This window comes from Cupriavidus sp. 96C5-1, assembly GCF_057798855.1.
On the sequence record NZ_JBYOJU010000036.1, the window covers coordinates 68,437 to 91,664 of the forward strand.

General features: G+C 64.4%; 29 protein-coding genes and 1 tRNA gene. 11 read left to right on the forward strand and 19 right to left on the reverse strand.

Annotated elements, in window-relative coordinates; translation table 11 throughout:
- The first annotated feature begins 201 nt into the window (after positions 1-201).
- A complete protein-coding gene (locus AC3FOF_RS31295) occupies positions 202-1,119 on the forward strand; it encodes an alpha/beta fold hydrolase (RefSeq protein ID WP_488728798.1) in 918 nt (305 codons plus the stop codon).
- Positions 1,120-1,129: 10 nt separating this feature from the next.
- Here AC3FOF_RS31295 and crcB read toward each other — a convergent pair whose 3' ends face one another.
- The 7 genes from crcB to AC3FOF_RS31330 form a co-directional block, all read right to left on the reverse strand.
- The gene (gene crcB / locus AC3FOF_RS31300; RefSeq protein ID WP_276263867.1) at positions 1,130-1,510 is read right to left on the reverse strand and encodes a fluoride efflux transporter CrcB; all 381 of its coding nucleotides are present in this window, start codon (positions 1,508-1,510) and stop codon (positions 1,130-1,132) included.
- Complete coding sequence (gene moaE, locus AC3FOF_RS31305; protein ID WP_488728799.1) at positions 1,510-2,049, reverse strand: molybdopterin synthase catalytic subunit MoaE; 540 nt, start codon at positions 2,047-2,049, stop codon at positions 1,510-1,512. The genes crcB and moaE overlap by 1 nt, the downstream gene beginning before the upstream one ends.
- Position 2,050: 1 nt before the next feature.
- Positions 2,051-2,308, reverse strand: coding sequence for a molybdopterin converting factor subunit 1 (gene moaD, locus AC3FOF_RS31310; protein ID WP_017228374.1), 258 nt, complete (start codon positions 2,306-2,308; stop codon positions 2,051-2,053).
- 14 nt (positions 2,309-2,322) lie between these two features.
- Positions 2,323-3,564 (reverse strand): molybdopterin molybdotransferase MoeA, encoded by a 1,242-nt coding sequence (locus AC3FOF_RS31315; protein ID WP_488728800.1) that lies wholly within the window; start codon positions 3,562-3,564, stop codon positions 2,323-2,325.
- Between the two features lie 221 nt (positions 3,565-3,785).
- Positions 3,786-5,234: a threonine synthase gene (gene thrC, locus AC3FOF_RS31320; RefSeq protein WP_017228947.1), complete on the reverse strand. Its 1,449-nt coding sequence runs from the start codon at positions 5,232-5,234 to the stop codon at positions 3,786-3,788.
- Between the two features lie 30 nt (positions 5,235-5,264).
- Positions 5,265-6,575 carry a homoserine dehydrogenase gene (locus tag AC3FOF_RS31325; RefSeq protein WP_017228948.1) on the reverse strand — a complete coding sequence of 437 codons (1,311 nt, stop codon included), beginning with the start codon at positions 6,573-6,575 and terminating at the stop codon, positions 5,265-5,267.
- A 54-nt stretch (positions 6,576-6,629) separates the two neighbouring features.
- On the reverse strand, positions 6,630-7,862 hold the full coding sequence (locus tag AC3FOF_RS31330; protein WP_035814592.1) for a pyridoxal phosphate-dependent aminotransferase: 1,233 nt from the start codon (positions 7,860-7,862) through the stop codon (positions 6,630-6,632).
- A gap of 315 nt (positions 7,863-8,177) precedes the next feature.
- Between AC3FOF_RS31330 and AC3FOF_RS31335 the strand changes: the two genes are divergently transcribed.
- The 5 genes from AC3FOF_RS31335 (at position 8,178) to AC3FOF_RS31355 (ending at position 12,616) form a co-directional block, all read left to right on the forward strand.
- Positions 8,178-8,558, forward strand: a complete 381-nt coding sequence (locus AC3FOF_RS31335) for an Mth938-like domain-containing protein (protein WP_035814594.1) — start codon at positions 8,178-8,180, stop codon at positions 8,556-8,558.
- Positions 8,559-8,702: 144 nt separating this feature from the next.
- Entirely contained in the window at positions 8,703-9,164 is a 462-nt protein-coding gene (locus AC3FOF_RS31340; protein ID WP_017228951.1) for a peroxiredoxin family protein, read from the forward strand.
- A 350-nt stretch (positions 9,165-9,514) separates the two neighbouring features.
- Positions 9,515-11,239, forward strand: coding sequence for a PhoH family protein (locus AC3FOF_RS31345; protein WP_488728801.1), 1,725 nt, complete (start codon positions 9,515-9,517; stop codon positions 11,237-11,239).
- Between the two features lie 247 nt (positions 11,240-11,486).
- A complete protein-coding gene (locus AC3FOF_RS31350; protein WP_017228953.1) occupies positions 11,487-11,876 on the forward strand; it encodes a hypothetical protein in 390 nt (129 codons plus the stop codon).
- Positions 11,877-11,950: 74 nt separating this feature from the next.
- Positions 11,951-12,616: a C40 family peptidase gene (locus AC3FOF_RS31355; RefSeq protein ID WP_430869493.1), complete on the forward strand. Its 666-nt coding sequence runs from the start codon at positions 11,951-11,953 to the stop codon at positions 12,614-12,616.
- Positions 12,617-12,731: 115 nt separating this feature from the next.
- Here AC3FOF_RS31355 and AC3FOF_RS31360 read toward each other — a convergent pair whose 3' ends face one another.
- The 8 genes from AC3FOF_RS31360 to AC3FOF_RS31395 all read right to left on the reverse strand — a co-directional run bounded on the left by AC3FOF_RS31360 (position 12,732) and on the right by AC3FOF_RS31395 (position 18,932).
- Positions 12,732-13,742: an inorganic phosphate transporter gene (locus tag AC3FOF_RS31360; protein WP_035814598.1), complete on the reverse strand. Its 1,011-nt coding sequence runs from the start codon at positions 13,740-13,742 to the stop codon at positions 12,732-12,734.
- Positions 13,743-13,755: 13 nt separating this feature from the next.
- A complete protein-coding gene (locus AC3FOF_RS31365; RefSeq protein ID WP_035814606.1) occupies positions 13,756-14,382 on the reverse strand; it encodes a DUF47 domain-containing protein in 627 nt (208 codons plus the stop codon).
- Between the two features lie 211 nt (positions 14,383-14,593).
- On the reverse strand, positions 14,594-15,985 hold the full coding sequence (locus tag AC3FOF_RS31370; RefSeq protein WP_017228957.1) for a replicative DNA helicase: 1,392 nt from the start codon (positions 15,983-15,985) through the stop codon (positions 14,594-14,596).
- A 332-nt stretch (positions 15,986-16,317) separates the two neighbouring features.
- Positions 16,318-16,770, reverse strand: coding sequence for a 50S ribosomal protein L9 (gene rplI / locus AC3FOF_RS31375; RefSeq protein ID WP_017228958.1), 453 nt, complete (start codon positions 16,768-16,770; stop codon positions 16,318-16,320).
- Positions 16,771-16,801: 31 nt separating this feature from the next.
- Positions 16,802-17,080: a 30S ribosomal protein S18 gene (gene rpsR, locus AC3FOF_RS31380; RefSeq protein ID WP_006163606.1), complete on the reverse strand. Its 279-nt coding sequence runs from the start codon at positions 17,078-17,080 to the stop codon at positions 16,802-16,804.
- A 3-nt stretch (positions 17,081-17,083) separates the two neighbouring features.
- A complete protein-coding gene (gene priB, locus AC3FOF_RS31385) occupies positions 17,084-17,383 on the reverse strand; it encodes a primosomal replication protein N (protein ID WP_017228959.1) in 300 nt (99 codons plus the stop codon).
- Between the two features lie 74 nt (positions 17,384-17,457).
- Positions 17,458-17,832, reverse strand: coding sequence for a 30S ribosomal protein S6 (gene rpsF / locus AC3FOF_RS31390; protein ID WP_017228960.1), 375 nt, complete (start codon positions 17,830-17,832; stop codon positions 17,458-17,460).
- A gap of 101 nt (positions 17,833-17,933) precedes the next feature.
- Positions 17,934-18,932, reverse strand: coding sequence for an asparaginase (locus AC3FOF_RS31395; protein ID WP_276263862.1), 999 nt, complete (start codon positions 18,930-18,932; stop codon positions 17,934-17,936).
- A 223-nt stretch (positions 18,933-19,155) separates the two neighbouring features.
- Between AC3FOF_RS31395 and lexA the strand changes: the two genes are divergently transcribed.
- From lexA to AC3FOF_RS31415, 4 genes are all read left to right on the forward strand, one after another.
- Positions 19,156-19,812, forward strand: a complete 657-nt coding sequence (gene lexA / locus AC3FOF_RS31400; RefSeq protein WP_276263861.1) for a transcriptional repressor LexA — start codon at positions 19,156-19,158, stop codon at positions 19,810-19,812.
- A gap of 109 nt (positions 19,813-19,921) precedes the next feature.
- The gene (locus tag AC3FOF_RS31405) at positions 19,922-20,092 is read left to right on the forward strand and encodes a hypothetical protein (protein WP_276263860.1); all 171 of its coding nucleotides are present in this window, start codon (positions 19,922-19,924) and stop codon (positions 20,090-20,092) included.
- A 177-nt stretch (positions 20,093-20,269) separates the two neighbouring features.
- Positions 20,270-20,345 (forward strand) — tRNA-His (locus AC3FOF_RS31410).
- Positions 20,346-20,618: 273 nt separating this feature from the next.
- Entirely contained in the window at positions 20,619-21,029 is a 411-nt protein-coding gene (locus AC3FOF_RS31415) for a hypothetical protein (protein WP_017228963.1), read from the forward strand.
- Between the two features lie 378 nt (positions 21,030-21,407).
- Here AC3FOF_RS31415 and AC3FOF_RS31420 read toward each other — a convergent pair whose 3' ends face one another.
- From AC3FOF_RS31420 to AC3FOF_RS31430, 3 genes are all read right to left on the reverse strand, one after another.
- Positions 21,408-21,680 carry a hypothetical protein gene (locus tag AC3FOF_RS31420; RefSeq protein WP_276263859.1) on the reverse strand — a complete coding sequence of 91 codons (273 nt, stop codon included), beginning with the start codon at positions 21,678-21,680 and terminating at the stop codon, positions 21,408-21,410.
- Positions 21,681-21,768: 88 nt separating this feature from the next.
- Positions 21,769-22,008 carry a hypothetical protein gene (locus AC3FOF_RS31425; protein WP_017228965.1) on the reverse strand — a complete coding sequence of 80 codons (240 nt, stop codon included), beginning with the start codon at positions 22,006-22,008 and terminating at the stop codon, positions 21,769-21,771.
- Positions 22,009-22,056: 48 nt separating this feature from the next.
- A complete protein-coding gene (locus tag AC3FOF_RS31430) occupies positions 22,057-22,281 on the reverse strand; it encodes a hypothetical protein (RefSeq protein ID WP_051078546.1) in 225 nt (74 codons plus the stop codon).
- 50 nt (positions 22,282-22,331) lie between these two features.
- Between AC3FOF_RS31430 and AC3FOF_RS31435 the strand changes: the two genes are divergently transcribed.
- Complete coding sequence (locus tag AC3FOF_RS31435) at positions 22,332-22,601, forward strand: DUF1643 domain-containing protein (protein ID WP_017228967.1); 270 nt, start codon at positions 22,332-22,334, stop codon at positions 22,599-22,601.
- Between the two features lie 91 nt (positions 22,602-22,692).
- On the opposite strand, the gene AC3FOF_RS31440 is transcribed toward AC3FOF_RS31435, so the two are convergent.
- Positions 22,693-23,064, reverse strand: a complete 372-nt coding sequence (locus tag AC3FOF_RS31440; RefSeq protein ID WP_488728802.1) for a hypothetical protein — start codon at positions 23,062-23,064, stop codon at positions 22,693-22,695.
- Positions 23,065-23,228: the final 164 nt, after the last annotated feature.

Sequence of the window (23,228 nt, forward strand, 5' to 3'; positions counted from 1 at the left end):
CGCAAGGACGGGTCAGGCCGGTACTTCGGCATCACGCCGCGCTTTTGCAGCGCGGCAGCCGCGCTGTCCGGCCCGCCCCAAAACATGATAACTGATTCATGTTTCATGATATAAAGTTAGCAATCCCAATGTCAATACATCGCTTACCCGGAGCACAGCCCCGCTCCGGGGCAAGCCAACCCTCCGACTGGAACACCGCCATTGGATGCTTCGCATACCGCGCCCCGCAGCCCTAGCGGCGTGCCTGCCGCCCCCGCCCCGGAATTCACCGTCCACCCCGCCAGCGGCGGCCTGCCGGGCTGGCGGGAGGCGGGCTGCGGACGGCCTTTGCTGCTGCTGCATGGATGGTCGCTATCCGGCGCCGCCTTCGATGCGCAGGGTGTGCTGGCGCGCAGCGGCTACCGCGTGATCGCACCGGATCACGCCGGGCATGGCCTGTCTGCTGCGCTGCCGCATGCTGGCCAGGCCACCGTGGCACGGCTGGCGGCCGATGCCGCGGCACTGATCGGGCACCTGCACTTGCCGGATGTGGTGGCGGTCGGCTGGTCGATGGGAGCGATGGTGGCCTGGGAGCTGATGCGCAGTCACTGCACCCTGCCGCTGGCTGCCGTAGGTGCCATCGACATGACGCCCCGGCTGGCGAGCGATGCGGATTGGCCCCACGGACTGCATGCGCACTACGACGCAGGCCAGGCGGCGCAAATGGCCGCGCGCGTGCGCCAGCACTGGCCCAAGCTGATCGAACCGGTGCGCGCTGGCTTGTGGTCCGCGGGCAACGAAGCCGATGCGGCGCAAGCCAGCCGCGTCGCCGCCATCATGCGGGAATGCGCTCCCGCTGCGCTCGCTTCGCTGTGGGAAGACATGGCACGCCAGGACTACCGCCCGGCATTGCGCCAGGCACGGCTGCCCTTATTTCACTTGTATGGGGAACGCAGCCGCCTGTACGCGCCGGCCGTGGGCCAGGCCACGCTGGCCCTGCAGCCGGCCGCGCGCCTCGCCACCATTGCCGGCACGGGCCACGCGCCGCATATGGAGCGGCCGGCGGCCTTCAATGCGGCGCTGCTGGCGATGCTGGACTGGATCGATTCGCTGCATTCGCCCGGCGCGCCGGCGGCTTGAACCCGGGCGCTCAGGACAGCAGCCGATAGGTCCACAGGCCCAGCACGGTCAGCAGCAGCGAACCGCCCAGGTGCAGCAACAGGTGTGCCGCCGCCCAGCCATAGTCTCCCGCCATCAGGTTGGCCACGACCTCGCTGGAAAACGTGGAAAAGGTGGTCAGGCCGCCAAGAAAACCGGTCACCGCCAGCAGGCGCCATTCGGGCGGCAAATCCACCCGCGCGCCGAAGAACCCCATCGCCACGCCGATCATGTAGCCGCCGGCCAGGTTGGCGGCCAGCGTGCCATAGGGCAACGCCGGGTTGACGGCATTCCACATGACCGAAAGCAACCAGCGCAGCCAGGCTCCCAGCGCGGCCCCGACCCCGACCGCGACAAACCCGAGCGGACCCATCAGCGTTGCGCTCCCGGTTCTCCCGGTACTTCCGGTTCTTCCGATGCCGCCGGGGCTTCGAGCTCTGCGCCGCTGGCATTGAGCGAACGCACGCCCCAGCGCGCCAGTGCCGACTCGTCGGTTACCCGGGCATCGACCCAGCGTGCGCCCTCCGGCGTCTGCTCCTTCTTCCAGAACGGGGCCTCGGACTTGAGGTAATCCATGATGAATTCGCAAGCGGCGAACGCAGTGCCACGATGGGCCGAGGCCACGGCCACCAGCACGATCTGGTCCAGCGGCAGCAGCGGCCCGACCCGATGCACGATGGTGACGCCAAGCAGTTCCCAGCGCTCCCGCGCCACGGCCTCGATCCGCGCCAGCGCCTTCTCGGTCATGCCGGGATAGTGCTCCAGCTCCATGGCGCTGACCGCGCTGCCATCGTTCACGTCGCGCACGGTGCCGACAAAGCTGGCTACCGCGCCCACCCCCGGCTGGCCCCGGCGCAATGCCGCCACCTCGGCGCCAAGGTCGAAATCCTCCTGCTGCACCCTGACGCTCATGTCAGCCTCCCGTCACGGGCGGGAAAAACGCCACTTCGCATCCTTCGGCCAGCATGCTGTCCGCGCTCGCCACCTCATGGTCCACGGCCATGCGCAGGGCCCGGCCCTCGGCCAGTACCTCGGCCCAGGCGCCACCGCGCGCGCCCAGCCACTGCCGCAGATCGCCAACGGTGGCTACCGCCGCAGGCACCTCGACACGCTCCTGCCCAAGGCCCAGCTGCTCGCGCACGCTGGCAAAAAAACGCAATTCGATATGCATGGTGGTCTCTCTCCTCATGCCAGCAGGCCGTCGAAGGCGATGAACTGCACCGTGTCGCCGCGCGCGATCGGCTGGTTCGGCGGATTGTCGACCAGGCCATCGCCCCACACGGTAGAGGTCAGCACCCCGGAACTCTGGTTGGGGAACAGGTCAAGCCCGCCGGACGGGTTGATGCGCACGCGCAGGAATTCATTGCGGCGATCGCCCTTGGGCAGGTCGAAGTCGGCCCGCAGGGGCAGGCGGCGCGGCATGACATCCTGCACGCCTTGCAGCCGCAGGATGAAAGGCCGCACGAACAGCAGGAAGGTCACGAAGCTGGAGACGGGATTGCCCGGCAGGCCCAGGAACCAGGCCGGGGCCTGCCCGCCGCGCGCCACCTCGCCGAAGGCCAGCGGCTTGCCCGGCTTGATGGCGATCTGCCACAGGTTGAGCCGTCCCTCGGCCTCGACGGCCGGCTTGATATGGTCTTCCTCGCCAACCGAGACGCCGCCGGAGGTGATGATCAGGTCATGTCCGGCAGCGGCCCGGCGCAGGGTATCGCGCGTGGCGGCCAGGGTATCCGGCACGATGCCGAAATCGCTGACCTCGCAGCCCAGGTTTTCCAGCAGGCCGCGCAGCGTGAAGCGGTTGGAGTTGTAGATCGCGCCCGGCTTGAGCGGTTCGCCCGGCATGGCCAGTTCGTCGCCGGTGAAGAACACCGCCACCTTGACGCGCCGCACAACGTCCAGCGCCGCCTGCCCCACCGAGGCCGCCAGCCCAAGCGCCTGCGGCGTCAGCCGCGTGCCGGCCGGCAGGATCGTGCTACCGGCGCGGATATCCTCCCCGGCACGTCGGATCCACTCGCCCGGCTGCGGCGCGTGATTGACGACGACATCATCGCCTTCCGCCACGCACTGCTCCTGCATCACCACCGCGTCGGCCCCCGGCGGGATCAGCCCGCCGGTAAAAATACGCGCCGCCGTGCCGGCCGCCAGCGCCGTGCCGACATGGCCGGCCGGAATACGCTGGGCTACCCGCAGGCGCGCGCCCGGCGCCGCCAGGTCGGCGCTGCGTACGGCGTAGCCGTCCATCGAGGTGTTGTCGGCCGGCGGCACGTCCAGCGTGCTCGTCACCGGCAAGGCCAGCACCCGTCCGTTGGCATCCAGCGTGGCGATGCGCTCGGCCTCGGCGAGCGGGCTGGCGCCGGCCAACAGGGCTTCGAGGGCCTGGGCCATGGTCAGCATGGGAGGGCGGGCGGGCGCGGCAGCTTGGGTCATGACGAAAACGGGTAAGTGAGACAGCGTGAGAGGGCAGAAGCCAGAGCCATGGTCACCGGCCTACCGCCCCGGGGTCCGGCGATCGGTCGCCCATGGAAAACGGCCCACGTACTGCCGCCGGTACATCCGGGGCAATGCGGGGGCCGTGCGCTTCGGCTCGGCAAGTCCGATTGTAGCGAGTTGCCACCGCGCCGGCAGGAGCGCCGCCGGCGCGGCCAGGCTTAGAGGCCGGTGTGGCCGGCGATATAAGCCTTGATGCGGTCCGCGTCGGCCGGCATCACCTCGAAGCGCTGCGGCAGGCTTTCGATGCCCTCGAAGCTGGCCGGGCGCTCCGGCTCGTGGCCGAGCGCCTCGCGGATGGTGTCGGCGAACTTGGCCGGCAGCGCGGTCTCCAGCACCACCATCGGCACGCCGGGCGTGAGATGCTCGCGCGCGACCTTGATGCCATCGGCGGTATGGGTATCGATGGTGATGCCGTAGCGCCCGGAGAGGTCGCGGATGGTGGCCAGGCGGTCTGCGTGCGTGCTGCGGCCCGAGACAAAGCCGAAGGCGCGGATGCGCTCGAATTCCGGGGTGCCCGACAGGTCGAAGCCGCCCTTGGTGTCCACATCCTCGCGGAACATCTTCGCCAGCTTGTCGCCATCGCGGCCCAGCAGGTCGAACACGAAGCGCTCGAAGTTCGACGCCTTCGAGATATCCATGCTCGGGCTGGAGGTGTGGTACGTCTCGGCCGACCTGCGCACGCGGTAGGTGCCGGTGCGGAAGAACTCGTCGAGCACGTCGTTCTCGTTGGTGGCAACCACCAGCTTGTCGATCGGCAGGCCCATCATGCGCGCGATATGGCCGGCGCAGACGTTGCCGAAATTGCCCGACGGCACGCAGAACGACACCTTCTGGCCCGGGCCATCGGTCGCCAGCAGCCAGCCCTTGAAGTAGTACACCACCTGGGCCACCACGCGTGCCCAGTTGATCGAGTTGACCGTGCCGATCTTCTGGCGGGCCTTGTAGCCGAGATCGTTGGAGACCGCCTTGACGATATCCTGGCAGTCGTCGAACACGCCTTCCACCGCCAGGTTGAAGATGTTCGGGTCCTGCAGGCTGAACATCTGCGCGGTCTGGAACGCGCTCATCTTGCGGTGCGGGCTCAGCATGAACACGCGGATGCCGCGCTTGCCGCGCATGGCGTACTCGGCAGCGCTGCCGGTGTCGCCGGAGGTGGCGCCCAGGATGTTCAGCTCCTGCCCGGCACGCGCCAGCGCGTACTCGAACAGGTTGCCGAGCAGTTGCATGGCCATGTCCTTGAAGGCCAGCGTGGGTCCATTGGACAGGCCCAGCAGCTGCAGCGGCGCGCCGCCCTCCTCGCCCAGCGTGCGCAGCGGCGTGATATCCGCCGTGTTGTCGCCGGGGCGGGCGTTGCAGTACACCTCGGGCGTGTAGGTCTTGCGCGTCAGCGCGCGCAGGTCCTCTGCCGGGATATCGTCGCAGAACTTCGACAGGACTTCGAAGGCGAGATCGGCGTACGACAGCTTGCGCCAGGCTTCCAGCTCGTCGGCCGTGACCTGCGGATACGCCTGCGGCAGGTACAGGCCGCCGTCCGGCGCCAGGCCGCCCAGCAGGATCTCGGAGAAGGTTTGCGGCACTTCATGGCCGCGCGTCGACAGGTATTTCATCGGTGCGTGTGTCTCTCGCCGGGCCGGCGCTCAGTTCAGTTCTTCCATGCGCAGGCGGGTAACCGCCGACAGCACGGTCGGCAGCGCCTCGATCTTGGCGATGGCGGCATTGATCTGCTTCTCGCGCGTGATATGCGAGAGCATGATGATGTCGGTCTGCGGCTCGCCTTCGCGCGATTCCTTCTGCAGCATGGCGTCGATGGAGATGCCGGCATCGGCCAGGATACGGGTGATGTCGGCCAGCACGCCGGCCTCGTCCGCCACGCGCATGCGCAGGTAGTACGAGCTGGTGACTTCCTCGATCGGCAGCACCGGCACGCTGGACAGTTCGTCCGGCTGGAAGGCCAGGTGCGGTACGCGATGCTCGGGGTCGGCAGTGTGCAGGCGGGTCACATCGACCAGGTCGGCGATGACGGCCGAAGCGGTCGGCTCGGCGCCCGCGCCCTTGCCGTAGTACAGCGTGGCGCCAACGGCGTCGCCCTGTACCAGCACGGCGTTCATGGCGCCTTCCACATTGGCGATCAGGCGTTTGGCCGGCACCAGCGTCGGGTGCACGCGCAGTTCGATGCCGTCCGCGCGGCGGCGCGTCAGGCCCAGCAGCTTGATGCGGTAGCCCAGCTCTTCGGCATAGCGGATATCCTCGGCCGACAGCTTGGTGATGCCTTCCACATAGGCCTTGTCGAACTGCACCGGCATGCCGAAGGCGATCGAGCTCATCAGCGTGACCTTGTGGGCAGCGTCGATGCCTTCGATGTCGAAGGTCGGGTCGGCCTCGGCATAGCCCAGTGCCTGCGCTTCCTTCAGCACGGTGCCGAAGTCCAGGCCCTTGTCGCGCATCTCCGACAGGATGAAGTTGGTGGTGCCATTGATGATGCCGGCGATCCATTCGATGCGGTTGGCGGTCAGGCCTTCGCGCAGCGCCTTGATGATGGGGATGCCGCCGGCCACGGCAGCCTCGAAGGCGACGATCACGCCCTTCTTGCGCGCGGCCTCGAAGATCTCGTTGCCATGCACGGCCAGCAGCGCCTTGTTGGCGGTGACCACATGCTTGCCGTTCTCGATCGCCTTGAGCACCAGTTCGCGGGCAATGCCGTAGCCGCCGATCAGCTCGATCACGATATCGATCTCGGGACGGGTGACCACTTCGTTGGCATCCGCCACCACCTCGACCTGCCCACCGGTCAGCTCGCGGGCGCGCTCGGTGTTGAGGTCGGCCACCATGGCAATCTCGATGCCGCGCCCGGCGCGGCGGCGGATTTCTTCCTGGTTGCGTTGCAGCACGTTGAACGTGCCGCTACCGACGGTACCGATGCCAAGCAGGCCTACTTTGATGGGATTCATGGACGATCTGACTCTGAGTTGCTGAAAAATGGATTGCGCCGCAAGCGTACCCGCTCAGGCCGCGAGGCCGTGGCGTTTGCGGTATGCCTCGAGGAAACGGCCGACGCGGCCAATGGCCTCGCGCAGGTCTTCCTCGTGCGGCAGGAATACGATACGGAAGTGGTCGGGCTTGCCCCAGTTGAAGCCGGTGCCCTGCACCAGCAGCACCTTGGACTCCTGCAGCAGTTCATAGATGAACTCCTGGTCGTCCTGGATCGGGTACATCGACAGGTCGAGCTTGGGAAACAGGTAAAGCGCGGCCTTGGGCTTCACGCAGGTGACACCCGGGATCTGCGTGATCAGTTCATGGGCTAGATCGCGCTGGCGGCGCAGGCGCCCGCCTTCGTTGACCAGGTCGTTGATGCTCTGGTAGCCGCCCAGCGCGGTCTGGATGGCCCACTGGGCGGGCACGTTGGCGCACAGGCGCATCGAGGACAGCATGTTCAGCCCCTCGATATAGTCCAGCGCGGGCCGCTTGTCGCCCGACACCACCATCCAGCCGGCGCGGTAGCCGCACGAGCGGTAGTTCTTGGACAGGCCGTTGAAGGTCACGGTCAGCACATCGGTCGACAGCGAAGCGATCGAGGTGTGGGTATGGCCGTCGTACAGCACCTTGTCGTAGATCTCGTCGGCGAAGATGATCAGGCCATGCTCGCGGGCGATCGCCACGATGGACTTGAGCAGTTCGTCGGAATACAGCGCCCCGGTGGGATTGTTCGGGTTGATGACGACGATGGCCTTGGTATTCGGCGTGATCTTGGCGCGGATATCGTCCAGGTCGGGCATCCACTCGTTGGCCTCGTCGCACACATAGTGCACCGGAGTCCCGCCCGACAGGCTCACCGCGGCGGTCCACAGCGGGTAGTCCGGCGCCGGCACCAGCACTTCGTCGCCACTGTTGAGCAGCGCGTTCATCGACATCACGATCAGCTCGGAGGCGCCGTTGCCGACGTAGATGTCGTCCAGGCCCACGCCCTCGATGTTCTTCTGCTGCGTATAGTGCATGATCGCCTTGCGCGCGGCGAAGATGCCCTTGGAGTCCGAGTAGCCCGCCGAGTTGGGCAGGTTGCGCATCATGTCCTGCTGGATCTCTTCCGGCGCGTCGAAGCCGAACACCGCCAGGTTGCCGATGTTCAGCTTGATGATCTTGTGGCCTTCCTCTTCCATCTGCTTGGCCTTTTCCAGCACCGGGCCGCGGATGTCATAGCAAACATTGTTGAGCTTGTTGGATTTCTGGATCGGTTTCACGGCGATGTCGGCAGGAGGCAAGCGCCGCCGTCTGGCGGCAGCTATCTAGGGAATCTGGGTGGAAAGGAGCGGCCCGGTGTGCGCATCCGCTGCGATGCAACGCAAAACGTGGCAGGCAGGGAGGCAAAAGCTATAATTTATCGGATTATGACAGACTTCGGCAGGGATTCTTGCATTGCAGCGTACAGCACCTGTACACCGGGGCTGCGGCAAGGCCACCCGCCGGCCTGCCCCGAAATGCTATCAACCCGCCCTGTGCGGCCCGGCCGCGTCGCCGCGCGCCCGCCCACGGGCAGCGCCAGATAAGGTTCGCCCTTGAAACTCCACGCTGACCAGCCCAATGCCCTCAATACGGTGACCTCCTACGGCCCGGGTTATATCGAAATCAATATGGTGCGCTACACGGATTCCGTGCTGGTCATGCCCGAGGGCGACGTCCGGCCCTGGCCGGTGCGGCGCTTCGAAGACCTGGAGCCGGCCCATTTCGAGGGTCTGCTGGAGCACGCCCCGGAAGTCGTGCTGCTTGGCACCGGCAGCCGCCTGCGCTTCCCCCATCCGCGCCTGACCGCCGCCCTGTCGCGGCGGCATGTGGGCGTGGACGCCATGGACCTGCAGGCTGCCTGCCGCACCTACAATATCCTGATGGCGGAAGGCCGCAAGGTGGCGGCCATCCTCCTGCTCGAAGACCAGACCTGAGGCCCCTCCCCGCGTGCGGGGCCGCCGCCGCAAGTTAAGCCTGCGCCACGCTTGAAGTTTGGCGGGCCGCCCCCATCTGCCGCCACCATGGTGGCAGCACTCACGCCGCCGCCTCCCTTCCTGCCCCTCCCAGGAGCCATAAGAATGACTGTCAGTCTCAGCAAGGCCATACCCGACTTCAGCGCGCCCGCCACCGGCGGCACCTTCAGCGTTGCCGACCAGCGTGGCAAGACCGTGGTCCTGTACTTCTATCCCAAGGACAACACCCCGGGCTGCACCACCGAGGCGATGAACTTCCGTGACCAGCACGACGATTTCGTCAAGGCCGGCGCGGTGGTCTTCGGCATCTCCCGCGACAGCCTGAAATCGCACGAGAACTTCAAGGCCAAGCTGGAATTGCCGTTCGAGCTGATCTCCGATGGCGACGAAGCCGTCTGCGGCCTGTTCGATGTCATCAAGATGAAAAAAATGTATGGTAAGGAAGTGCGCGGCATCGAGCGCAGCACCTTCATCGTCGACGGCAAGGGCATCCTGCGCCACGCCATGCGTGGCATCAAGGTACCCAACCACGTCGACGAGGTGTTGCAGATCGTGCGCGCCCTCTGATCCGGAGGATTCGGGCAGCGGTGTTAATGCGCCGCAACAACAACTTTGCGGACCTGCCCGGCCAGCGATTGCCAAACGGAAATCGTTCGGATACATTGGCCTTTAATGAGTTCAGATTCCGGATGCCACGCTGCTTCATCGTCCCGGCCCAGGCGCCTCCTGCCACGGGCCGGTAGCGGACCTGCCGTGTCTCCGGTCCGCAAGAAAGCCGTCAAACCTGCTCCACAGGTCTGGCGGCTTTTTTGTTTGTACGCACAGGACACGATCGGCAATGTAGCGGCGCAGTGCGGCCGCGCCCGTGTCCTGCGCCGTTTTCCTGCCGTCTTCCCCCCCTGAAAGGAAAGCCAAGCATGCCGCTGCCGACCATGCCCGCCAAGCCTGCCCAATTGCTTGACCCGAGCGAATTCGCCCCGGCGACCAAGCTGACCAAGGCCAAATCAGCGTCGCAGGGTAAAAAACCCGTGCCGGCGCTGGAGCGTGTGGCCCTGCTGGAAACCGGAACTAGCACAATGGAAGACGCGCCGGCCGTGGTGGCCCGCGCCGGCGGTTCGACGCGAGCGCGCACCAAGGATGCGCCCCCGTCCGCACTGAAGTCCGTACCGCCGCTGAAGTCCGTACCGCCGGCCGCCGCCAAGCCGGCCGCTGGCACCACCAATCGCCGCATGCAGAAACACACCGGTCCTGCCAAGCTGTTCGTGCTGGACACCAATGTGCTGATGCATGACCCGACCTCGCTGTTCCGCTTCGAAGAGCACGACGTCTATCTGCCGATGATGACGCTCGAGGAGCTGGACAACCACAAGAAGGGCATGAGCGAAGTCGCCCGCAACGCGCGCACCGTCAGCCGCACCCTGGATGCGCTGGTGGGCGGGACCGACGGCGTGCTCGACGAAGGCATGCCGCTGGCCAAGCTGGGCAACCGCGATGCGCAGGGCAAGCTGTTCCTGCAGACCAAGCTCAACGAGATCAAGCTGCCCGACGGCCTGCCCCAGGGCAAGGCCGACAACCAGATCCTGGGTGTGGTCAGCGCCTTGCAGCAACAGTTCCCGGAGCGCCAGGTCGTGCTGGTGTCGAAAGACATCAATATGCGCATCAAGGCGCGCGCCCTGGGCCTGCCCGCCGAGGACTACTTCAATGACCAGGTCCTCGAGGACAAGGACCTGCTCTACTCGGGCGTGATGATCCTGCCCAATGACTTCTGGTCCAAGCACGGCAAGGGGGTGGAGAGCTGGCAGGACCCCAAGTCCGGCGCGATGTTCTATCGTCTGACCGGTCCGCTGGTGCCATCCTTCCTGGTCAACCAGTTCGTCTACCTGGAGCCCAGCGACGGCAGCCTGCCGCTGTATGCCCAGGTCAAGGAAATCAACGGCAAGACCGCGTTGCTGCAAACGCTGAAGGACTACACGCACCACAAGAACAATGTGTGGAGCGTGACCGCCCGCAACCGCGAGCAGAACTTCGCGCTCAACCTGCTGATGCATCCGGAGGTCGACTTCGTCACGCTGCTGGGCCAGGCCGGTACCGGCAAGACCCTGCTGGCACTGGCCGCCGGCCTGGAGCAGGTACTCGACCAGAAGCTGTACAACGAGATCATCGTCACCCGCGCCACGGTGCCGGTCGGCGAGGATATCGGCTTCCTCCCAGGTACCGAGGAAGAAAAGATGCAGCCCTGGATGGGCGCCTTCGACGACAACCTGGAGGTCCTGCAGAAGAGCGACGACAGCGCCGGCGAATGGGGCCGCGCCGCCACCCAGGAACTGATCCGCTCGCGCATCAAGGTCAAGAGCATGAACTTCATGCGCGGACGCACCTTCGTCAACAAGTTCGTCATCATCGACGAGGCGCAGAACCTGACGCCGAAACAGATGAAGACGCTGGTGACGCGCGCCGGCCCCGGCACCAAGATCATTTGCCTGGGCAATATCGCGCAGATCGACACGCCTTACCTGACCGAAGGATCGTCCGGCCTCACTTACGTGGTCGACCGGTTCAAGGGCTGGAGCCACAGCGGCCATGTCACGCTGGCGCGCGGCGAACGTTCGCGCCTGGCCGACCATGCTGCCGATGTCCTTTAGACGCTGCACCAACCGGAACCGCCGGTGCCTCTGGCACCCGCCAAAGCCGATGTAGGACCACGACCGGCAGACTTGCCTGCCGGCGTGACCTAGCATCAAGGTATCCGGAGCGCCCGTCAGGTCGGCACCTCGCCGGCGCCTGGCGGGCGTTTTTTTGCTTGTCCGGCTCGTTGGATCGATGGAGGCATTGATGGACACCTACCTGCACCACTGCCTGGCTCGCGCCAGGACTTGCAGACCACTGCGCATGGCACTGGCCGGCAGCATCGCCATTGCCGCGCTCTCCACGCTCTCGGGCCCGGCGCTTGCCGCCGACGAGATGGTGATCCGCACCATGGGCCCGATCAGCTATGTCTGCGGCGGCATCGCCGCCGATGAACAGCAGCAACTGGCAGCACAGCAAAAGAACTTCAACATGGGCGTGCTGTTCATCCAGGGCGAACGCGGCGAATACCTGGCCGATGTCTCGGTACGAATGACGCGCGAAGGCCACGAAGTCGCCAGTTTCAAGGCCGGCGGCCCCAAGTGCCTGATCAAGGCCCCGCAAGGCAGCTACAATATAGAAGCGACTTATAAGGGTCAGGTCAAGTCGATCACGGTGAGTACGGGCACATACAACGCGCAATTGCGTTGGTAAGTCCCCCAGGGGCGGCGGTTCCACCAGCCGCCCTTCTGCTGCCGCGGCACCTGACCGGGAATGGATCGAGAAGGATGCCACAGAGACAGATAGCCCATTCCGGAAGCCCCGCGCCGACCCCGGCCAATGCCTTCCACCGTGCCCGCCTGCCCATGCTCTGCACGGCTGCGCTGCTGCTCGCCGCCTGCGCCTCTACCCCGCCCGCGCCGCGCTATGGAGCCCAATCGCGGCCAGCGGGTACGCCGATGGCCGATCCCAGCAACGGCCTGGAAGAGGTCTCCATCCAGGCCATGTCGCTGGTCGGCACGCCCTATCGTTATGGCGGCAACACGCCCGACTCCGGCTTCGACTGCAGCGGCCTGGTACGCTACGTCGTACTGCGCGCGGCCAACGTCAACCTGCCGCGCACCACCGAAGCCATGGGAGAGCGCGGCGTTTCCCTGGAGCGCAGCCAGGTGGCTTCGGGCGACCTGGTCTTCTTCAACACCACCGGCCGCGCCAATTCGCATGTCGGCATCTATGTCGGACAGAATCGCTTTGTGCACGCGCCCTCCACCGGTGGCACGGTGCGGCTGGAAGACATGAGCAAATCCTACTGGGCCTCGCGCTATAACGGCGCACGCCGCGTGGCAACGGGCGTCAGCCAGCCGCCGGTCTTCCCCTCGTCGCCGGCGCCCGCCCCTGTCGCCCCGCAGGCACCGGTGGACGACGATCCGATTGCCGCATTCGCCAACCGTTAGCCGCGCAGGCGCGCCCCCGAGCGGTATCGGGGGCGCAAATAGAAAGGCCAGCCGTGCGGCTGGCCTTTCTATTTCATTGCCGGGCCTGATGACAGGCAGGCCCGGATAAGCGGCATCAAAGCACGTGCAGACCGATCCACCATGCGACGGCCGCCATGAAGGCGGACGCAGGAATGGTCAGCACCCACGCCCAGACGATATTGCCGGCCACGCCCCAGCGCACCGCCGAGGCCCTCTGCACCGACCCCACGCCGACGATGGCGCCGGTGATGGTGTGGGTGGTCGACACCGGCACGCCGAGCGCCGACGCGATAAACAGCGTGATGGCGCCGCCGGTCTCCGCGCAGAAGCCACCTACCGGCTTGAGCTTGGTGATCTTCTGGCCCATGGTCCGCACGATGCGCCAGCCGCCGAACATGGTGCCCATGCCGATCGCCACATAGCAGCATACGATGACCCAGACCGGTGGCTCCGCGCCGCCCTGCGCCACATGCCCGCTGGCAATCAGCAACATCCAGATGATGCCGATGGTCTTCTGCGCATCGTTGCCGCCGTGGCCCAGGCTGTAGAGCGAGGCCGAGATCAGCTGCAGCCGGCGGAACCAGCGGTCCACCCGCGACGGCGGCGTGCGAAAGAAGGTCCAGCCCACGATCACCATCATCAACGATCCGAGCAGGAAGCCCAGCAACGGCGAAATCACGATGAAGGCCACGGTCTTGGCCAAGCCGCCACCCACCAGTGCGCTGGTACCGCCCTTGGCCACCGCGGCGCCGACCAGGCCGCCGATCAGCGCATGCGACGACGACGACGGAATGCCGTAGTACCAGGTGATCAGGTTCCAGGCGATGGCGCCGACCAGCGCGCCGAAGATGACGTGGTGATCGACGATATTGACGTCGATCGTGCCGGTGCCCACCGTGGCGGCCACCTTCAGGTGGAAGATAAAGATGGCCACCACATTGCACATGGCGGCCATGGCCACCGCGTGATGCGGCTTGAGCACGCCTGTCGACACCACCGTGGCAATCGAATTGGCGGCGTCGTGAAAGCCGTTCATGAAATCGAACAGCAAGGCTAGCGCCACCAGCAGGCCTATGACCCACAGGCTCATTTGTATTGTATGCATGCCGATGTGTGCCTCAGGCGTTTTCCAGGACGATGCCTTCGATGATGTTGGCGACGTCCTCGCACTTGTCGGTGATGGTTTCCAGTTGCTCGTAGATGGCCTTCAGCTTGATCAGGCGCTTGACGTCGGTCTCGTCGCGGAACAGCTTGGACATGGCCGCGCGCATCACGCGATCCGCCTCGGACTCGAGCTGGTCGATCTGCTGCGCCGTCTTGAGGATGGTGCTGGCATTGCTCATGTCCTCGAGCAGGCCTACCGCGATCTTGACCTGGTCGCAGCACTGCACGCAGATGGAAGCCAGCTTGCGCGCTTCGTCGGTCAAGCTGGTCACGTCGTACAGCGAAATGGTCTCGGCCACGTCTTCCATCAGGTCGAGGATGTCGTCCATGGTGGTGATGAGCTTGTGGATCTCATCGCGGTCCAGCGGCGTGATGAACGTCTTGTGCAGAAGGTCGATGGTGTCGTGCGTGATGCGGTCGGCTTTCTTTTCGGTTGCCTGTACGCGGCGCGCATGCGCCTCGGCATTGGGCAGGTCGTTGACCAGCACCTCCAGTTCGCGGGCGGCGGTCACCGCGCAATCTGCGTGCTGATTGAAGTATTCGAAGAACTTGCCCTCGGTGGGCATGAATCGGCCGAACATGGAATGTTCCTTGTCGAAGCGCGGGGGCGGCGCTGGTTGTTGCTGAATCAGGCTGATACGCATTGCATGACAGCCGCCCGGAGGCGGCTGTCATCAAAACGCAATATTTTACAGGTATGCGGAGGGAAATCGTGGCAGATTGAATCGCGGCGTGAACGAACTGTTCCCGCCGCCCTGCCCGGCTACCCGGCAAGCCGCGCCGGAGCTGGCTTCAGGTGTCGTTGTCGAAGAACGCCGGGCCGCCGCTGTAGTTGTCGAACTTGGTGAATTGGCCCAGGAAGGTCAGGCGCACGGTCCCGATCGGGCCGTTACGCTGCTTGCCGATAATGATTTCCGCCGAGCCTTTGTCCTGGGAATCCGGGTTATAGACTTCATCGCGGTAAATAAACAGGATCACGTCGGCATCCTGTTCGATAGCGCCGGATTCGCGCAGGTCGGACATCACCGGGCGCTTGTTCGGCCGCTGTTCCAGGCTTCGGTTCAGCTGGGACAGCGCAATCACCGGACAGTTGAGCTCCTTGGCCAGGCCCTTGAGCGAACGCGAGATTTCCGAAATTTCGGTAGCCCGGTTCTCCCCGCCGCCCGAACCCGACATCAGCTGCAGGTAGTCGATGATGATCAGGCCAAGCTGGCCGCACTGGCGAGCCAGGCGCCGCGAACGCGCCCGAAGCTCCATCGAGCTCAGCGCCGGGGTTTCATCGATAAACAGCTGGGCATCGTTCATGCGCTGGATGGCATGCGTGAGCCGTGGCCAGTCCTCATCGAGCAGACGGCCGGTACGCAGGCGGTGCTGGTCCAGGCGGCCCACCGAGCCCAGCATACGCATGGCCAGCTGCGTGCCGGCCATTTCCATCGAGAACACGGCCACGGGCAGGCCCTGCTCCACCGCCACGTGCTCGCCGATATTCAGCGAGAACGCGGTCTTACCCATCGAGGGGCGCCCTGCAACGATGACCAGGTCGCCCGCCTGCATGCCGCTGGTCATGCGGTCGAGGTCGATGAAGCCAGTGGGCACGCCGGTCACATCGGTGCTTGCGTCCCGGTGGTACAGCTCGTCGATACGCTCCACCACCTGCGTCAGCAGCGGCTGGATTTCCTGGAAACCCTTCTGCCCACGCGAGCCCTCCTCGGCAATGGCGAATACCTTCGATTCCGCTTCGTCGAGCAGTTCCCGCACCTCGCGCCCCTTGGGGGCGAAAGCCGCACTGGCGATATCGTCGGCCGCGGTGACCAGCTTGCGCAACACCGAGCGCTCGCGCACGATCTCGGCATAGCGGCGGATATTGGCCGCGCTGGGCGTGTTTTGCGCCAGCGAGTTCAGATAAGCCAGCCCGCCCACTTCCTCCGCCTTGCCCGCGACCTGCAGCGTCTCGTAGACAGTGATGACGTCGGCGGGCTTGGTGGCGGCGATCAGCCGGGAGATGCTCTGGAAGATCATCCGGTGATCGAAGCGGTAGAAATCCGCTTCGGACAGGAAATCGGCGATACGATCCCAGGCGGCATTGTCCAGCAGCAAGCCACCCAGCACCGATTGCTCGGCCTCGATGGAATGCGGCGGTACCTTGAGATTGTCTAGTTGGGGGTCGGCCACGGGCGCGTTCATGGGGAGGGATTATAACGGTCGCCGCCAGCGAGCCGGCGGAGAATTCGCTGCCGCACGTCAGGGCATCCTGCGATGTGACGGCGGGACAACCGGCCTGTCGCAATGGCGCGAGCCGGTTTGCGGGCGGAGGCGGCACAGGTAGCGCGCGTGGCATCGGCATGACGCCGGAAAGCAGGAAAAGCCGGGCGCCGGCAAGCCAGGCGAAACCAGGGTCACGGCCAAACAAAAAGGCAGGAGCGTATCGCTCCTGCCTTTTTGTTTGGCCAAGCTGACGTTTGCAACCGGTTCCTGCCTACCCGGAGGGTAAGCGGGAACCGCGGCAAGGTCGATGCTTAGACGTGCTCGCCCAGGACGGAAACCGTCACATCGACTACCACGTCGGTGTGCAGCGAAACGCTGACCGGATGGTCACCGACGATCTTCAGCGGGCCAACCGGCAGGCGCACTTGCGCCTTCTCAACCTTGAAGCCTTGGCCAGCCAGGGCTTCGGCGATGTCGGCGTTGGTCACCGAACCGAACAGGCGGCCGTCCACACCCGACTTCTGGGTGATTTGCACGGTCAGGCCGCTCAGCTTCTCGCCTTCGGCTTGTGCCGCGGCCAGCTTCTCGGCAGCTGCCTTTTCCAGTTCAGCGCGCTTGACTTCGAACTCGCTGATGGCGGTCTGGGTAGCGCGGCGGGCCTTCTTGTTCGGGATCAGGAAGTTACGGGCGTAGCCGTCCTTCACGCGAACGATGTCACCCAGGTTGCCCAGGTTGATGACTTTCTCAAGCAGGATAATTTGCATCGTGTTTTCTCCTTAGCGGACCTAGGGCCGATCAGTTCTTGTGCAGGTCGGTGTAAGGCATCAGCGCGAGGAAACGCGCGCGCTTGATAGCCGTATCGAGCTGACGCTGATAGTGCGCCTTGGTGCCGGTCAGGCGGGCCGGCGTGATCTTGCCGTTGTCGCCGATGAAATCCTTCAGGGTGTCCAGATCCTTGTAGTCGATCTGTTCCACGCCGGCCACGGTGAAGCGGCAGAAGCGCTTGCGCTTGAACAGCGGGTTTTGCTGTTGGAAGCGCTTCTTGTTCTTGTTGTCACGTTTGACGAATGCCATGATTCAATCCTTTTCGAATGCTTTACATCCAGTGATGTGAAAGACGAGAGCCTTGCTGTTGCGGTGCTTGCGGGCCAGGAATCCTTCGCAGTCGAGCATCGCGCCGAGCGGAGTACGCTCAAGCCGCTGGCCGATCTGACCGATTCCCATGGCGGCGATGGCGAACTCCACCTGCCTGGGCGTTTGCGCCTCGACCGTCTCGCCCGCGTACTGCAGGATGCAGTTGACGACGGGGACCCCGGCCGGGGTGTAACGCAAGGCATCGCGTTCCGCGAGCGTTGCGCAGAGCCTTAACTGGTTCAACGCACTCTCCCGCACCGATGCCCGCACTTGCCGCCGCGGCGATCAATGCCCACGGCAACCACAACAGTCCGCACTTAGGCGGCCTGGACTTCGCTGGTCTGTTGCGCGGCCTTGCGGGCTTCTTCGCGCTGCACTTCCTTCATCATCGGGGACGGTGCGGTTTCGGCCTTCTTGGTCTGAACGATGAGGTGGCGCAGCACCGCGTCGTTGAACTTGAACGCGTGTTCGAGTTCAGCCAGGGTTTCCTTGCCGCATTCGATGTTCAGGCAAACGTAGTGAGCCTTGGCCAGCTTCTGGATCATGTAGGCCATCTGACGGCGACCCCAGTCTTCCACGCGGTGGATCTGGCCGCTCTGGGACGTGACCAGCGTCTTGTAACGCTCGATCATGGCCGGAACTTGTTCGCTCTGGTCCGGATGGACGATAAATACGATTTCGTAATGACGCATTGACGCTCCTTTTGGATAAGCCGCCCGGGCGCCAAGTCCGGTGCAGCAAGGTTGGATAGCCTTAAAGTATAGCGTGCTTTTGACGAAGCTGGCAAGCGGCCCTAATTCCCGGCGAATACCGCCTGCAGCGCGGCCGGATCCCTTGCCAGCGCCGGTGTTGCGGCCAGCGCCAGCATCAGGAGCACACGGGCCTTGTAGGGATTGAGATCCCCCGCGGATACGAAGATGCCCGATGATGGGCGAGGAAGAGCAGGAATCGCCACGTGCCCCGCCCCGGTCCGCGAACTACGCACCACGGCCACCCCTGCCGCAGCCGCGTCGGCAAGCGCTTCAGTCAGCGACTGATGGATCGACCCGTTGCCGGCGGCCGCCACCACCAAGCCTGACACGCCAGCCCGCGCCAGAGCATCCACCACCACCCGTCCGGGCTCGGCGTAGCTGGTGACGATTTCAACCTGAGGCCACACAGACGGCAGCGGCAGCGCCTGGGCCGGCAATCCTTGCGGGATCCGTGCAAACCGCACCAGGTCATCCTGCACATACCCGACCGGCCCCGCCAGCGGCGACGCAAAGGCATTCACCGCTGCCGTATGCCCCTTCACTGCGTCGCGTCCGGCATGGATCTCCTGGTTGATCACCAGCAACACCCCCTTGCCCGCCGCATCCGCATGACCGGCCACCCGTACCGCATCCAGCAGGTTCAGGGGGCCATCGGCCGACAATGAAGTCGAGGGCCGCATGGCGGCTGTCAGCACCACGGGGACCGTACCCACGCACGCCAGGTGCAGCAGCATCGCGGTCTCCTCCAGCGTGTCGGTGCCATGCGTAATCACAATACCGGCCACATCGGGCTGCACGGACCAGAACGCAACGCGCTCGACCAGCCTGGACCACAGCGCGAACGACATATCCTTGCTATCAATCTGCGCCACCTGCTCGGCCTCGATCCGGGCCACGGCGGCCAACGCCGGCACGGCATCGAGCAACGCCGTAACCGGCACAGTGGCAGCCTGGTACTTCGCACTGCTGGCGGGATTCGACGAAGAACCGGCAATGGTACCGCCGGTAGCGAGCACGACGACGCGAGGCAGAAGAGACATGGATGGAAAGGCTCAAGAGCCTGAAGCGTTGATGGAGGGCGGCAAAAGCGACTTCGGATGTCGCGGATTGTAACTCCCCGCCATCCACGCACGCCGGCCACGACCCACAGGCCGCACGCCTGTCGATGAGCGAACTCCCAAAATTCCCCTTGCACTTCACTCGATACTGTATAAAATCACAGCATACTGTTTAAACATACAGTGCTTTCAATCATCGGCGACCATGGCGACCCTGACACCGCGACAGCAGCAGATTTTCGACCTGATTCGCAGCACCCTGCAGCACACCGGCTTTCCCCCCACACGCGCTGAAATCGCCGCCAAGTTCGGCTTTTCCTCGCCGAATGCTGCCGAGGAGCATTTGCGGGCCCTGGCCCGCAAAGGGGTGATCGAACTGACCCCCGGCGCCTCGCGCGGCATCCGGCTCAAGGTTTCGCGCAGCGACTCCGAAGCATCCGACCAGTTTTCACTGCCATTGGCCGGCGTCATGCAGCTGACTCTGCCTCTGGTCGGGCGAGTCGCGGCAGGCAGCCCGATCCTCGCTGCCGAGCACATCGACCGCCAATATCAGGTCGACGCCTCGGTGTTCGAAGTGCAACCCGACTACCTGCTCCGGGTACGGGGCCTCAGCATGCGCGACGCCGGCATCCTGGATGGCGACCTGCTGGCGGTCAAGCGGGCCAGCGAAGCCGCGAACGGCAAGATCGTCGTAGCGCGGCTGGGTGACGATGTCACCGTCAAGCGCCTGAACCGGCGCGGCGACTCGATCGAGCTGATTGCCGAGAATCCGGACTTCCCGAGCATCATCGTGCAACCGGGCCGCGAAGAGTTTTCCCTGGAAGGCATCGCCGTCGGCCTGATCCGCCCCAGCGCCTTCTAACCCGTGCGGCTGAGGCGGGCTAGCCCGTGTCACGCCGACACCCGATTGTGCCAACGCCGCCCGCTCCGCGGGCACCGCTAATTGTTGTTGCAAGCCACCAGGTGTAGCCATGCTGCCAGCCAACCGCCTCTCCGCCCGCCGCCCCGTCAAGCCCGTGCCGTTCCGCCAGTCCAAAGGCGTACGCATCTACCAGGGCGCGCAGCGGCGCACCATGGTCGGCAGCATGGCCGCCATCTGCCGCATGCTCGAACTGGAGGAATCGACGAAGCTCTCCATATAGGGACTCGCCGTGAAGTGTTTGCATCTGATCTGGGTAGCGTCTTGATTGATCTAGAGCCCTTTGGACTCGAGCAGGACCGCTCAAGGAAATTTTTTGTGCAGAGTACTAGCCATCTGCCATTTGGTATTGTATGATCTTGTTCTTCGCTGTTCAGCACTCAGTTGAACAGCCAGTACGGTGGCTGTAGCTCAGTTGGTAGAGTCCAGGATTGTGATTCCTGTCGTCGTGGGTTCGAGTCCCATCAGCCACCCCAAGAATTTGCTTTACGAAACAGCGCCTTAGCAAAGGCGCTGTTTTTGTTTGTGGCCCACAAAGTGGCGTCATGTTCCCACGGCGGGAATACTCGTCGTCGTCCCCCATCTCCACCCACGCCCTCAATCCAACAGCAGCGGCAACCTCGCGCGTGTCGATTGCCGCTCAAATTGTTCGGAACACTGTATATCCATACAGTTAACTCAACTATCAACGTTCCGCTTAGGGCGAGCTCTATACTGGATATCCATACAGTATCCTGCGAAGAACCACCATGTTCACCTGCGATCCCGACACCGTCTTCCTGTACCGCCGCGCTGCCGACGCGGTCGCCGTGCCCTTCCCTTGCCAAAGGATCACCGTGGACGACCCGCTGCTGACGGTGGACACATGGAACCCCGAGGCAGAGGCAGCCGCGCAAGCCGCTGGCGCCATGCTGGTGCTGGCCGGCATCGATGCAGCGGCGATCATGGCGTTGCCCTGGCGGATCGATCGCCTTGAGCTCAATCACCGCGGCGCGTGGCTAAGCTTCTCGCTGGCTGACTCGATCCAGTTCTTGGGCCCGCGCTCCGTCCGCCTGCGCACCCGCGGTAAGCGCCGCTATGCCACTCGTCAGGAAGCGACATGCACGCGTGACCTCCCCGGCGAACAGCATCTGCCTCGCAGCGCAGTTCCTGCCTGGTGACACGGCCGAGCTAGGCGTGGACTGCGACAGCGTATGCCGACGCAGCGCAAACAGCGGCGCAGTCAGTGACTATTTTGGCCGCCGAAGAGATCGACGAGACCGAAGAGACAATGGTCAACCTCGGTTTGGATGCCGGCGCCGGCCGTGTTTGGAGATAGCAAGCATCCGCCGCGTGGAGGGACTACTGGACACCACAGGTCTGGCAGTATGGGAGCAGGATTTCGTGCACACGTTGGCTGTGCCCGCACTTGTAGGTGATGTAATAAGACACGTCGAAGACCAGGCGGAGAAGCTCGACGAACTGCTCGCGAGGTACGTCTCATGCGCGCGCAGCAACAACCAAGGCCGTATGCAGGAGCCACAGGCTGCGGCGTGAACCTAGTCGTAGGTTTCCCAGAAAAAACCACGCTCGAGATCTCGCTCGAACTCGACGGTCCAGGACGTTCCGCTTTCAGCCGCGTAGTGCTGGCGGGCACCCGTGAGATTTGCCGCAACGGTCACCTGACGGGGAATGTGGCTTACACCTGCTTCAGGCGGGCCGCCATCGTCAAGGACAACCGTGAATTCTTCGCTGACCCGGCCATGCTTCCTGCATGCCGAGATGAAGGCCTGCTGCTCGTCCGCCGGTAGTTCTTCGAAGGCCTTTTCCATAGCATCTCCCAGACACTCGCTCGCTCCGGACATGACACCAAACCACTGCTACCAGGTTGACTGCTGCACCGTGACGCGCGAGATGAGGCTACAGCCCTGTCTGCGTGTTCTGGACGCAAGCCTTTGCGTAGGCAATCGCTTCGCGCATCGCCTCTTCCCTGCTACCGAATTGAGTTTTGATCTTGTGCCGTAGTCCAGGGATGAACTCGTTCGTATGATCGATCTTCCGCTCGAACAATACCGATGCTTGCCAGATCCCGGCTTGCGACTCCCAGACCGTGCAGTGGCAGTGGTAATCCCCTTCTTCGACGAAGACATGGCTCGACATGGCAACCTCTCATCGTATCGGATGGATCATGGAGTGAGCAGAAAGTCGCTAGCCACCAGCCTTCTTGTCACCCAAGCCAAACAGCCGCACAGTGTTCTGATGTCGTCGGAGAGCTACGAGCGCCAGGCACAGGCCCGCAATCGAGAGACCCAAGGCCCAGCCGATAGTCCGCCGCATCTTCGCCGCCTGCTCGGCCTGATAACGAGCGTCCGCCGCTATGCGCACGGCCTCCCAAAACTCGGTTTCCTGGTTGTCTTCCTCGACTATCGCCATTTCCGCCTCCCTGCATGGATGTCGGAGAGCCATATGGAGGAAATCCTAGCATGAAGCACCTGACCACGCAGACCATCGACGGCGAGTCCCGCGCCATCGTCTCCACCTGCGGTCAATACCGATACCGGCTTTGGCGCGAGTGGGACGCCGGCCGGCTTACGCTGTGCTCCATCATGCTCAATCCGCCGACCGCCGACTACGAGGTCAACGCGATGTCGATAGGGATCACTTTGCAAAGCCTCAAGAAGGGACTTCGCCCATCCCTTGCGACAGGAATATCGGCAGGAAGGGCAAAGTGGACTGGATCGAGCGCAAGATAGATCCGTGGCCCGCTCGAAGCGGACCGGCGTGCCGCGCTGCTGTTCGTCGCCGAGCGCTGTCCGTCGGCGCCGATGGCAGCGCTGGCGGCGTTCAGGCGCCGTCGAGGAAAGGATTGCGTTGACCGATGCGCGTCCCCAGCGCATCGGGAGCCAGGCTCATGCTGGCAGGGTCTAGCGCCGGATCGGGGCTACGGGCCAGCGAGGGGTTGGCCGGTGCAGGCGCCATACCCTGCGGCATCGGTTGGCCGGCGTCTTGCGCATAGGGGTCGCGCGCGGCGGGCATCGCCCCCTGGCTGGGCGGCGCTGCCGCCGGCATCGCTTGCATTGGCTGGGGGGATTGCATCGGTTGAGTGGATTGCATCGGCTGGTTCGGCTGAATCGGCTGGGCCTGCTGCGCGAACAACGGGTAGGACGCGATCATCGCGCCAGCCATCAACAAGGATTTCGCCAGATGTTGCTTCATTCGTGTACCTCCTAAAACGCCAACAGGCATGGGAATAGCCACTGTAGCGCCGAGGCACCTGACATTCTGTTCGATTTTGCAACGGTCATTTACCAGCCTTGCCATCGACACCAAGGTGGGGTAACCGCGCGCGACCTCGATGGTCTATGTCCATAGGACGCTGA